This is a genomic window from uncultured Kiloniella sp., from assembly GCF_937128705.1.
Taxonomy (GTDB): Bacteria; Pseudomonadota; Alphaproteobacteria; order Kiloniellales; family Kiloniellaceae; genus Kiloniella.
In genome coordinates this window covers 1-12563 of sequence record NZ_CAKZMP010000337.1, presented here as the reverse complement: position 1 = coordinate 12563, position 12563 = coordinate 1, and the positions used below count along the sequence as shown (strand labels likewise).

The following is a 12563-nucleotide window of genomic DNA, read 5'->3' as shown; positions in this document are numbered from 1 at the left end:
TCAAAGGTGGGTTAGAAGAAAGCAGACGCTTCCTTGAGCGAGTTGACCTTTTTGCTCTCGCGGTCAGCCTGGGAGGTGTAGAAAGTCTGGTTGAACACCCCGCATCCATGACCCATGCTGCAGTGTCACCAGAGCACAGAAAAGCAATTGGCATAACAGATAATTTGATAAGACTATCTGTTGGCGTTGAAGATAGCAATGATCTAGTTAATGATTTATCGTTTGCACTTAAATAATTAGAATCAACAGCCTACAGGCGCATTTTAAACTATTTATTCAATATGAACGCCACGATATTTTCCACGAAAATATAAAAGCGGATCACCTTCGTTTTGAATTAATGTCTCTTCTACTTTACCAACGACAATAACATGATCGCCCGCATCGTATTGCGCGTGCATTGAACAGTCCAGATTAGCCAGGCAGTCTTCCAAAATTGGGACACCTGTTTGCAAAGTGCGGGTTTTCACCCCTTCCCATCTTTCTTCTGAAAAGGCAAAACGATCTGAAATATCTTTTTGTTTGTCAGTCAAAACATTAATGGCAAATGCATCTGCTTCATTGAAAGCAGGCAGACAGTTTGATCGTTTATCAATACAGAATAAAACCAAAGGTGGTTCAAGAGAGACAGAAGAAAAGGAATTCGCTGTTAGACCATGGGGAATGCCTGATTGGTCACGAGTTGTGACAACAGTCACACCTGTAGCAAAATTTCCCAAAACCTTGCGAAACTCATTAGAGTTAAATGCCATACCCCAGTACTCTATTCCAAATAAGTCTGTATTCTTTGCCCTTATGGACGCAACGGCACCCTACAAATAAAGTAACACAGAAAACAACTGAATTTTTACGCATCACGACATATTACCCATGAAAACGCTAAAGTATTCTGAAAGCGACCTCTTTTACCATAACATTTTCCCAATTCTCGCCAAAATTATACAATGGAGAATGTCGCACTTGTAACAGTATATAAAAGCAGATATGTGAACTGCTTTGTATGTATTGTTGTGAGTTCAAAGGTCATGTCCCGTATCCAAGCTAACCTTATACTGTTAGTGGCCGCAGCTATCTGGGGATCAACTTTTGTTGTCCAACATGTGTCTATGGATGTTATTGGTCCGATGAGCTTTACCTCGGCTCGCTTTTTTCTTGGGTTTCTTGTTGTCCTTCCTCTTGCCTTGAGAGAATGGAAAAAGAAAAAAGCTTTGACCAAAGAAAAACCTTTTCTTGCGATCACAACAAAAGATTTAGTTCTCATGGGGATCATTGGGGTCATACTCTTCACGGCAACAATTATTCAGCAATATGGTATCATTCATACAACCGTTACCAATGCCGGCTTTTTGACGGCTCTTTATGTACCGATGGTTCCCCTTCTTGGCCTTATAATTTTCCGCAAAAAACCACACTGGATAACCTGGGTCGCTATCGCCTGCTCCTTTTCGGGAACAACCCTTATCAGTGGCGTTGATTCAAGTCTGCAACTGGGATACGGGGATGCACTTATCTTAACATCGACCATTTTTTGGGGCCTACATGTTCTTTTGGTCGGTCTGGTTGCCTCTCGTACGTCTATGCCACTAACACTTGCTGCTGTACAATTTGCAGTCTCGGCAATAATCGCAACGTTCTTTGCCCTTGCCATGGAAACTATAACGCTGGAAATACTCAAATCTGCATTTTGGTTCATCGCTTATGCGGGTATTTTATCTGTTGGCATCGCCTTTACCCTCCAAGTTGTGGGGCAAGCCCATACCCAACCTGCCGATGCTGCTTTGATTCTTAGTATGGAAACAGTTTTTGCGGCTATTGCCGGGGCACTTATACTCGGTGAAAGGTTGGAAACGAATGGTATAATTGGCTGTGCTTTAATTTTAAGTGCCATTTTAATGGTAGAGCTATTACCCAAGCTAATCCGTAAACGAAGACGTTTTAGTTAAGATCAAAATATTCATATAAAATTTGAAGATTATTTAACTCGTTTTTACAGATAATTACGACTTGTTAACCTTATTCCGTGATGATGCGAAATAGAGGCTTTTAAACAGGAATCGAACTTCTGTCATGACAGTTATTTTAGGTATCATTATTGTATGTGCATGTGTTGTCGGTGGATATATGGCCGGTGGCGGACACATGGGTGTTCTTTGGCAACCATTTGAATTTGTTATTATTCTCGGTGCAGGTGTCGGAGCGACAATTTGCGCCAACTCCAAAGCAACACTAAAAGGCATCGGCTCTGCTTTTGGTCGTATGGTTAAAGGCCCCGCATACAAGAAAGAAGATTTTTTAGAGCTACTTTGTTTACAGTATCAGGTTTACAAACTTGCCAAGACCAAAGGAATGCTGGCTCTTGAACAGCATGTTGAAAATCCAGAAGAGTCTGCGCTTTTTTCGCAATTTCCAAAATTCCATGGCGACCACCATGCAGTTGCTTTTGTTTGTGACTATCTCCGTTTAATGAGTTTAGGTGCTGATAATCCTCATGAAATAGAAGGCTTGATGGATCAGGAACTAGAAGTGCATCATTTGGAAGATGCCAACGTTGGTGGCGCCCTCGCCGGGTTGGGAGACGGTCTTCCTGCTCTTGGTATTGTGGCTGCTGTTCTCGGTGTTATTCACACCATGGGCTCTATTAGTGAGCCACCTGAAGTTCTTGGTAAACTTATTGGTGCGGCACTTGTTGGAACGTTCTCGGGTATTCTTGCGGCTTACGGCTTTGTGTCCCCAATGGCATCTGCCTTTACAAAAGTCGCGGAAGAAGATTCCAGATATTATGAATGCCTGAAGGCTGGTTTGCTGGCACATATGGCTGGTAATGCACCTACTGTCTCGGTCGAATACGCACGTAAAACCCTTATGTCCCATGTTCGACCAAGCTTTTATGAGGTCGAAGAAGCCGCAAATGAGCTTCCTGCGCCGGGTTAATCTATAGCCAGTATTGTTGAAAATTTCGTATGTATTCATAATTTCACCCAGATCTTTAGATATCTTATTGATGTTAGTTAAGTCGGAAAAAAAGAATGGCTGAGGAAGCTCAAGGCGTAGTCATAATAAAGAAGGTCAAGAAAGGTGGCCACGGCGGCCATCACGGCGGGGCCTGGAAAGTTGCTTATGCTGACTTTGTGACTGCGATGATGGCCTTTTTCCTTTTGCTTTGGTTGCTTAATGCAACAACAGAAGAACAAAAGCTGGGTATTGCAGACTATTTTGCGCCCTCTTCCAATATTTCCAAAGCAACAAGTGGTTCTGATGGATTGCTCGGGGGACAGTCTATTTCCAAAGACGGTGCCCTCGTTTCACAATTCTCTAGTATCGGCGTTCAAATGCAATTGCCGCCGGAAGAGGAAAGTGAAGAAATCGATCAAAATGCCGAAAAAGATCCCTTAAAAGGTGACGGCAAAGCAGACGAAGAACAATTGGAAGAGTTTCGGCGAGAACAAGAACAAAAGCAATTCGAAGAAACTGCTGTTGCACTAAAGACTGCAATTGCTGATAACCCAGCACTTGCCGGTTTAGAGGAAAACTTGCTGATTGACAGAACACCTGACGGACTTCGAATTCAACTCGTGGATCAGAATGGAACCTCGATGTTTCCAAGTGGTGCGTCTAATATGCTTGATCACACCAAAGAACTTTTGGGCCTTGTTGCCGACGCTATTAAAGATATTGATCAGCAGATAGCGATCAAAGGGCACACGGATGCGACGCCCTATAAAACAGAGAACGGATACACGAACTGGGAACTTTCTTCTGAAAGGGCTAACGCAAGCAGGCGTGCCCTTATAGATGCTGGGTTAGCCAATAACCGGGTTTCATCAGTAGAGGGTCTGGCAGCGACAGAGCCTTTTGACAAAGAAAACCCAACTGCTGAAATAAATCGACGGATTTCAATTATTCTTCTCAAAGATGACGATGAAGTCTTGAAGAAGAAGATGGATCAAGGGAAGTCAATCGATGTAGATACGATTACATCGGATCCCACCTAAAAACACTGTACTTGAAATTCCCTCGTTATGATCTTATCTGATTGAAATGACTGATACACAAGCTGTTGGATTTAATAAAGTAGCGCAAAAATTAAGGTTTGGGATTAGCCCTTCTGATACAAGAGGAGTTCTTTTCGATCGAAGCTTTGCGTATATAATCGATTTTATTATATTGGTTGTCTTAGGCCTCATTGCTGGTTTTATTGCCTTTATATTAACGATACTTTCTTTCGGTATCCTCTCTCCTTTATTGGCTCTTCTGTCCTTTATTCCCTTGCTTTATCATAGTTACTTCTTGTCTCAACAAGGTGCTACGCCGGGTATGAATGCCATGGGTGTTAAAATGATAACGATGGACGGCAAACCGGTTACTTTGGTTCATGCATTTCTAACAACAGTGATTTTTTACCTGACTGTACCAGCTACAAGCTTTCTGATTTTGCTTGTTACCTTTTTTAATGATGAAAAAAGAACGTTACATGATCTCTTAACCCATACTGTTGTTGTGAATGATGAAATCCCAAACGCAACGATTGATGAAATTTTAAATTGATGACGAGTTTTTTACCCGTTTCCTCTTATAAAGTTTGAAAAATCGCGGGATTTCATAATTTAGCCGCATTCGAGCATAATAAATCTGTCATCTTTTGGTCTGGTCTTATCGATTTTTTCTCGGTAATAAAGACCTATAATTCCTATCAGATTATTATTGAGAAAAATAAAAATGCAGCGTGAACTACTTGGAACCGAGTGGCGAATAAAGAATTTCACCATTTTAATTACCATCGCCGTTCTTTTCGGACTTTCATATATCTGGGAACCAACAAGTGAGCTTTGGCACGCAGCGAGTGTTGATTTTTTCTGGGCCGTTAACGGCTCCCTGACTTGGGGCGAACCATGGCAAGTCTTTTGGGCAGCAACAAATACCCCTGTGTTTGACAAAATGAATGGCCTTATCATGGCAATTCCTTGTCTTTGGTACGTTATAGGTGATCGAAGCCGTCCCCTTAGCTTACGCTTAGGGCATATGCTGGTTATGGGGATTGGTATTATTGTAGGTGTTTATTTCGCCAAACATGCTTTCCGATCCTATGAATCTCTTAGCCCATCTTTGGTTTTCAGTGATACGTTTAATAATCTGAATGAACTTGTTCCGTGGCTAGAAGCAAAAGTAAGTGCCGATGATAGTTTCCCAGGTAACCATGCTGTCGTTGCCGGAATTTATGGTGTCTTCTTTTATTTCGCAATTGGCCGTAAATATTTCTGGCTCGCCCTTCCAATTGCTATACTTGGGGGAACAGCACGTGCTGTAGCTGGCGCTCACTGGTTATCTGATCTTGTGGTTGGCGGGGCTATCCATATTCTACCGATTATGGCTCTAACCTTTACGATCCCTGCAATTCGTTGGGCAGAAAGTCTGCTAAATACTTTAGCTGATGTTTTGGTCTTAAACCTGCCAGAAGTCCTAACCCGTCCATTTGTGAAGTTGGCAGATAAACTGGCATAAGCTTTTTAAGTAACAGATACAGTAGTATCAAATAGAACAGGGCCGTTGACCATGTGCAACGGCCCTGTTTATTCTTGGGCAATAAAATTACAAAACAAAGTATTTGGTGCATGACGTTCACAAAACCTCAATTGTTCTTCACAACACCTCCCTCACCTTGCCCCTACAAAGAAGGGGAAGAAGAACGGAAACTCGTAACCGAATTTTCAAATCATGAACCCATTCAACAATATGACTTACTTATAAAGTCTGGTTTCCGGCGCAGCCATAATTACCTTTATCGTCCCCTTTATAATAATTCTGATTATTGTCTTTCAGTTCGTGTTCGCACCAATGATTTTAACATGACCAAATCGCAACGTCGGGTTTGGAACAAAAATCAAACTCTTCAAGCCAAAGCTTTTCGGGCAAAGGCAACAGAGGAACAGTTTGAACTTTTCCGTTCGTATGTCGAACAACGTCATGGCGATGGTGATATGAGTGATATGTCATGGGCTGATTATAAAGAAATGATAGAAACCAGCCCCATTGATACAGAAATTATAGAATTCAGAGCCCCTGACAACCGTCTGATCTCGGGATGTCTGGTTGACTGGGTTCATGAGGGTGTCTCTGCTGTTTATAGCTTTTTTGACATTGAGTATTCGAATAAAGGCCTTGGAAGCTATATGATTTTATGGCTAATCGCTGAATCACAACGTAGAAAACTGCGGTACCTTTATCTCGGCTATTGGATTAAAGAATCGCAGAAGATGTCCTATAAATCCAAATTCACACCTCTTGAAGCTTTTCAGGGCGGTGCTTGGTCCGAATTGTCTTTATTTGAAGCTCCCTAACACCCAATAACAAGAATAATAGCATTATACTCATCTAATAGTTTTCATGTAACACCTTTAAAACACCATATTATCTTATTGGTATAAAACGATTATGCATAATTTTAAGTGCTATTATGCAATAATATATTCCTTAAAAATGTCAGGATTTATTGCACTCGCGAACTAACTTGCTTATTCTGTGCCACACTTCTTCGTTACTAATTCATAATATTCCAAAAATGGAAACATCTCAGCAGGGAGACAATTTTAATGAATCGTAGAAAGTTTCTAACGGGCGCAGCTACGGGTGTAGCAGCAGGTGCAGCAGCAGCAACACTTAGTGCCCCCGCGATTGCACAAGGCAAGCGCGATCTAAAGATGGTCACAACATGGCCAAAGAATTTCCCGGGTCTGGGTACTGGTGCGCAACGTGTTGCAGACCGTATCACAGCAGCATCCGGTGGTAAGCTGAACGTTAAGCTATATGCGGCAGGTGAGCTGGTTCCCCCATTTGAATCCTTTGATGCAGTTTCAAACGGTACAGCGGATATGTACCACGGTGCCGAGTATTATTGGCAGGGTAAACACAAAGCTTTTAACTTCTTCACAGCTGTTCCTTTCGGCTTCACAGCCAACGAACTCGACGCCTGGATTCACTATGGTGGCGGTCAGGAACTATGGGACAAGCTATCCGCACAGTACAACCTAAAATCTTTTATGGCCGGTAACACTGGTGTACAGATGGGTGGTTGGTTCAACAAAGAAATCAACACACTGGAAGACTTCAAGGGTCTGAAAATCCGTATGCCTGGTCTCGGCGGCGAAGTACTGCGTCGTGTTGGTGCTGCGGCTGTGACCTTGCCGGGTGGTGAAATCTTCCCATCCCTCGAATCAGGTGCCATTGATGCGACTGAGTGGGTTGGTCCTTGGAACGATCTGGCCTTTGGTTTCTATAAAGTAACCAAATACTACTACCAGCCAGGTTTCCACGAGCCAGGTTCAGGTCTTGCCTGTGGTATGAACAAAGACGTTTGGGAAAGCTTTGCACCGGATGAGCAAGCCTTGATCCAGTCTGCTTGTGCTGCTGAAAACAACGTTATGCTTTCAGAATACAACGCCAAAAATGGTGACTCACTGGATGTTCTGTTGAACAAACATAACGTAGAGCTCCGTTCGTTCTCTCAAGAAATCATGGATGAACTGGGCGCGAAATCTGACGAAGTTGTTAAAGAAGTCGGCCAAACCGACGATATTTCCAAAGAAATCTACGACAGCTACATCGATTTCCGTCGCAAAGTTGCCCGTTGGACCACACTATCCGAGTCCGACTACACAGCAGCACGTGGCGCAGCACTGAAAATCTAATCATTGTTTGATCAGTGATAATCGAAATGAAAGAGGCCGGCCCCTGCTGGCCTCTTTTTAGATAAATGAATATCGTCTGCTTGCTGAACTCTTTCTTCCTACGATGACGCCGCTTTTTGCATATCTGAGTAAGAATAAATAAAAAGAGCAGCCATAAGTCAAAAAGACGATACAAAAGATTGATAGGGAGACTACTGTGGCAGGGCTTCTTTCCCTCGCTAAGACCATCGATAAGTTGAACGAAAATATTGGCCGGACGGTTTCCTGGTTGGCACTTATTATGGTTCTCGTTCAATTCGCCGTGGTTCTGCTGCGATATGTTTTCGGGATTGGTTCTATTTTCATGCAAGAATCAATTATCTATATGCACGGCTTCCTCTTTATGCTCGGTGCAGGCTATACGCTATTACATGGCGGGCACGTTCGGGTCGATATCTTCTACGGGGCTGCAAGCGAACGCAAACAAGCCTTTGTAGATTTCTTCGGCGTGATTGGCTTCTTGCTACCCGTGCTGACCTTGATCATGATTTACGCTTGGCCCTATGTGGCTGATTCATGGTCTATCCTTGAATCATCCAAAGAAACAAGTGGTATCCCCGCTGTCTATGTTCTCAAAAGCTCCATCATTGCCTTTTGCATTCTGATGGCTCTACAAGGTATTTCCATGGCTATTCATTCCCTCGCCATTATCAAAGGCGTTGAACACAAAGCTGCCGAAGACGGCCCGGGGGGAATGTAAAAATGGCTGAAACTCTTGACCTTCTGATGTTCGCCGCAGCCTGCTTCTTTCTTATGGCAGGCTTTCCCGTGGCCTTTACCCTCGCGGGTGTAGCCATTGCCTTTGCTTTGCTTGGTTACGCAACAGGTGTCTTTGATCTCTCATTCTTCGGGGCCTTGCCATCGCGTATTTATGGAAACGCCATGACCAACGAGATCCTCGTTGCCGTACCGCTTTTTGTTTTTATGGGCGTTATGCTCGAAAAATCCAAGGTCGCAGAAGAACTGCTCGATACCATGGGACAGCTCTTTGGGTCTGTGCGTGGTGGTCTGGGTATTTCCGTAACCATCGTCGGGGCCTTGCTTGCAGCATCAACCGGTATTGTGGGGGCAACTGTTGTCACCATGGGCCTTTTGTCCCTGCCGACCATGTTACGTCGGGGCTATGACCCTTCTCTCGCCTGTGGCTCTATCTGTGCTGCGGGTACTCTGGGACAAATTATTCCGCCGTCAATCGTGCTGGTTATTCTGGGCGATCAGATCTCTAACGCCTACTCCGATGCCCAACGGGCCATCGGCAACTGGTCTCCGGACCCTGTATCTGTGGGTGATCTTTTTGCGGGTGCTTTGATCCCCGGCTTGATGCTGGTTGGCATGTATATCGCTTATCAGATGATTGTTGCTATCATCCGTCCGGAAAGCTCCCCGCCAATCCCACGGGATGAAAACCACATTGAACCCGGCGCGTTCCTCAACAAGATCCTGCATGCTCTGGTGCCACCTGTGGCCCTGATCGTCTCTGTTCTCGGCTCTATCCTATCCGGGATTGCAACCCCGACCGAAGCTGCGGCTGTGGGCGCCATTGGTTCTCTCTTGCTCGCAGGGATGCGGACACAGGAACTGGGCTTGCTGGAACATGCCGACCGCACGTCACCATTTGACTTTATGGACTTTGGCAGCCGTCGCCCGACCATCATCGCAACCCTTTGCCTGCTCTTTATGCTGGTGCTGATTTCTTTCTTTGACCTGCGGGTTTCCAGAAATGAAATCCCGACCATGGATATGATCGCCATTATTGCCGCAGGGTTTGCTTCTGTTGGTCTCATCTGGGGAATACTCGTATCTCTCGGTCGGGTATGGCGCACCAATATCCTGCGTCCGATTATGCGCTCAACCATGGAAATCTCTTCTATGGTCTTTGTGATTCTAATCGGGGCATCGGTCTTCTCGCTGGTCTTCAGAGGCCTTGGCGGTGATGACATGGTGCACGAATTCCTCAGCCAGATGCCAGGTGGAACCTATGGTGCCCTCGTCATCGTTATGTTGGTGATGTTCGTTCTCGGCTTCTTCTTGGACTTCATCGAAATCACCTTTGTGGTCGTGCCAATTGTGGCTCCGATCCTCTTGATGAGTGATATCAGCCCCGTATGGTTGGGTGTGATGATGGCTATGAACCTGCAGACATCCTTCCTCACCCCACCCTTTGGTTTCGCGCTCTTCTATCTAAGGGGTGTCGCACCAAAGGAAGTGACCACCATGCAGATCTACAAAGGCGTCATTCCCTTTGTCTTTATACAGATCATTGCTTTGCTTATTCTGGCAATCTTCCCAGAACTGGCAACATGGTTACCAAAAGTCATCTTTGGCTAAAACAAAACCCCAAAGATCAATCAAAAAAGCCGTTGAGGAAAACTTCAGCGGCTTTTTTTGTTTTATAGTCGAAATTTTTAATCTATAATTTTATTTATTATCTATAATATACAAAAAATACCCATTCCTTTCTTGATGAAACTGTATATAGTTGCATAAAGCAACTATATTGGGTCGAATAATGACAGATATACCTTGGGAAATAATACAAGACATTCGCGAATATTCACGAAACCTTATCCGTGAACTTGGTTTTTTGAATAAAACAATCGCAGGAACAGACTTAACCGCGTCACAAGTTCATGCTCTTGTCGAAATCGGAAACGCAGATACGATATACGCAAGGGATCTGTCTGATATTTTACTGCTTGAAAAATCTACAATCAGCCGCTTGATCAAAAATCTGATCACGAGAGGAGAACTTTATGAATCTCCTTCTTCAACAGATATAAGAAAAAAAATTATACAACTTACACCCCAAGGTAAAAATACAGTTCAACAAATAACTAAATTTGCAGAGCAACAAGTGGTTGCTGCACTCACGACATTACCGCAATCGAGTACAGCTGAGATTGCACAAGGATTACATAAATATAGTAATGCTCTAAAAAATTGCCGCTTAAAAAAAGATCAAAAATCAGGCTTACAAAAAGAATATCCTGTTGAGATTGCACAAGGCCATAAAACTGGGTTGATTGGCCGTATTATTGAAATGCATGCTCATTACTATTCTGAATTTGCTGGTTTTGATGACGCTTTTGAAACTACGGTAACAAAAGGTCTTGGTGATTTTTTTCCTCGACTGGGGAGTGAAGAGAACGCGATATGGTCAGTCACGTATAAAAACAAAATAATCGGATCTATTGCTATTGATGGTCAAGATCTTGGCAAAAATATTGCTCACCTAAGATGGTTTATTGTTGAAAGTCAGGGAAGGCCAAAAGGTTTGGGAAAAACCCTGCTTAACCATGCCTTGAAATTTTGTGATGAAAGAGGTTTTAAGGAAATACATCTCTGGACTTTTAAGGGCTTGGATGCTGCCCGCAATCTATATGAAAAAAATGGATTTGTTCTGGTCAATGAATATTCAGGAGATCAATGGGGTAAAACCGTTTTGGAACAAAAATTTATACGTAAAAATAGCAAAAAAAATTAAACGTATCTATAAAGGCAAAGAAAATGAATATGTTACGCGACTTATCATTACAAAGCACATTTATGGGATTGTTAGTTGCTTTTGTAGGGTTTGCAAGCTCATTTGCTGTTGTTCTTCAGGGCATAAGAGCTGTTGGGGCTTCGGAAGAACAAGCAGCAACTGCGTTAATGATTTTATCCATCGCGATGGGGGCATGTGCCATTGTTCTTAGCCTATACAGTAAGCTTCCCATTAGCGTCGCTTGGTCGACACCCGGTGCAGCGTTATTGGCGAGTACAAGCACTGTGCCTGGTGGTTTTTCTATTGCGGCTGGTTCATTTATTCTTTGTGCGATTTTATTTGTGATTGCTGGGCTGTGGAAACCACTGGGGAGAGCAGTCAATAAGATCCCCTCTGCCCTTGCCAATGCAATGCTTGCTGGGATTTTGCTCGGTTTATGTTTGGCACCTATCAAAGCAATTGCGGAAAAACCATTATTCGGACTTTGTATATTGTTAGCCTGGATCATAGCTGGCCGTATAAATAAATTGCTTGCCGTTCCAGCAGCCCTAACCGCTTTAATTCTTATTATGGTTTTTGGTATCGATTTTACGACAGCCAATAAAAACGAACTTTTCAGTAATATCGTACCTTCGTTTACAATGGTCTTCCCTGAATTTAGTTTGGCTGGTTTAATCGGGATTACCATTCCCCTTTTCATTGTAACAATGGCTTCGCAAAATGTACCTGGTATTGCGGTTTTAAAAATTCATAACTATGAGCCAAACTCAGGGCCTCTTATTGCGATTACGGGATTATTTTCCGGTATCAGTGCGCTTTTCGGGGGGCATGCCGTTAATCTGGCAGCTATTACAGCAGCAATGTGTGCGAGCGAGGATGCTCATCCGGATCCGACAAAACGTTATTGGTCTGCGGTTATAAGTGGTCTTGGTTATATCGTATTTGGCTTACTTTCCGGGCTTGTGACAACATTTGCTGTTATTGCCCCCGGCATATTGATTGCGGCTGTAGCCGGACTTGCTTTGATCGGTGCTTTTTCCAATGCTGCGCTGGCTGCATTTAATGCCCCTGATATCAGAGAAGCATCGGCTGTTACCTTTCTTATCACGGCCTCTGGTGTTACTTTTTTTGGAATTTCTGGTGCTTTTTGGGGGTTATTGGCAGGCGGTTTAATTCTTTATATAACGCATCTATTTTCTCTAGGGAAGAAGCACGTAGCTTTAAGTCAAGAATAAAAGGACAAAGTAAAAGGCGATATCAACATATGATATCGCCTTATGATTTAATTAAATTTGTTTGTTCTTGGGAAGCCAGTCGGCGGCAAACGTCCTGCACTTGCCCTACGTCCATGCCAATCA

Annotated in this window: 13 protein-coding genes; 12 read left to right on the top strand and 1 reads right to left on the bottom strand. The window is 43.5% G+C overall.

The features are described 5' to 3' along the window. Positions 1 to 236, top strand: a 236-nt coding sequence (locus Q0241_RS17145; protein WP_299379797.1) for a PLP-dependent transferase, incomplete at its 5' end; no start/stop codon positions are given. A 36-nt stretch (positions 237 to 272) separates the two neighbouring features. Here the strand turns inward: Q0241_RS17145 and Q0241_RS17140 are convergent. Then, positions 273 to 752: a flavin reductase family protein gene (locus tag Q0241_RS17140; protein ID WP_299379794.1), complete on the bottom strand. Its 480-nt coding sequence runs from the start codon at positions 750 to 752 to the stop codon at positions 273 to 275. Between the two features lie 273 nt (positions 753 to 1025). Between Q0241_RS17140 and Q0241_RS17135 the strand changes: the two genes are divergently transcribed. The 11 genes from Q0241_RS17135 (at position 1026) to Q0241_RS17085 (ending at position 12440) form a co-directional block, all read left to right on the top strand. After that, a complete protein-coding gene (locus Q0241_RS17135; protein WP_299379790.1) occupies positions 1026 to 1943 on the top strand; it encodes a DMT family transporter in 918 nt (305 codons plus the stop codon). 124 nt (positions 1944 to 2067) lie between these two features. Continuing rightward, positions 2068 to 2931: a flagellar motor stator protein MotA gene (gene motA, locus Q0241_RS17130; protein ID WP_299379787.1), complete on the top strand. Its 864-nt coding sequence runs from the start codon at positions 2068 to 2070 to the stop codon at positions 2929 to 2931. 95 nt (positions 2932 to 3026) lie between these two features. Next, positions 3027 to 3992: a flagellar motor protein MotB gene (gene motB / locus Q0241_RS17125; protein ID WP_299379784.1), complete on the top strand. Its 966-nt coding sequence runs from the start codon at positions 3027 to 3029 to the stop codon at positions 3990 to 3992. 46 nt (positions 3993 to 4038) lie between these two features. After that, positions 4039 to 4545 (top strand): RDD family protein, encoded by a 507-nt coding sequence (locus Q0241_RS17120; RefSeq protein ID WP_299379781.1) that lies wholly within the window; start codon positions 4039 to 4041, stop codon positions 4543 to 4545. 171 nt (positions 4546 to 4716) lie between these two features. Further along, positions 4717 to 5499: a phosphatase PAP2 family protein gene (locus Q0241_RS17115; protein ID WP_299379778.1), complete on the top strand. Its 783-nt coding sequence runs from the start codon at positions 4717 to 4719 to the stop codon at positions 5497 to 5499. Positions 5500 to 5609: 110 nt separating this feature from the next. Beyond that, positions 5610 to 6335 carry an arginyltransferase gene (locus tag Q0241_RS17110; protein WP_299379775.1) on the top strand — a complete coding sequence of 242 codons (726 nt, stop codon included), beginning with the start codon at positions 5610 to 5612 and terminating at the stop codon, positions 6333 to 6335. Between the two features lie 252 nt (positions 6336 to 6587). After that, positions 6588 to 7682, top strand: coding sequence for a TRAP transporter substrate-binding protein (locus Q0241_RS17105; RefSeq protein ID WP_299379772.1), 1095 nt, complete (start codon positions 6588 to 6590; stop codon positions 7680 to 7682). A 196-nt stretch (positions 7683 to 7878) separates the two neighbouring features. Then, a complete protein-coding gene (locus Q0241_RS17100; protein WP_299379769.1) occupies positions 7879 to 8421 on the top strand; it encodes a TRAP transporter small permease subunit in 543 nt (180 codons plus the stop codon). Between the two features lie 2 nt (positions 8422 to 8423). Further along, positions 8424 to 10049 (top strand): TRAP transporter large permease subunit, encoded by a 1626-nt coding sequence (locus tag Q0241_RS17095; protein ID WP_299379766.1) that lies wholly within the window; start codon positions 8424 to 8426, stop codon positions 10047 to 10049. Between the two features lie 181 nt (positions 10050 to 10230). Further along, positions 10231 to 11205: a helix-turn-helix domain-containing GNAT family N-acetyltransferase gene (locus tag Q0241_RS17090; protein ID WP_299379764.1), complete on the top strand. Its 975-nt coding sequence runs from the start codon at positions 10231 to 10233 to the stop codon at positions 11203 to 11205. A gap of 23 nt (positions 11206 to 11228) precedes the next feature. After that, positions 11229 to 12440 carry a benzoate/H(+) symporter BenE family transporter gene (locus tag Q0241_RS17085; protein WP_299379761.1) on the top strand — a complete coding sequence of 404 codons (1212 nt, stop codon included), beginning with the start codon at positions 11229 to 11231 and terminating at the stop codon, positions 12438 to 12440. Positions 12441 to 12563: the final 123 nt, after the last annotated feature.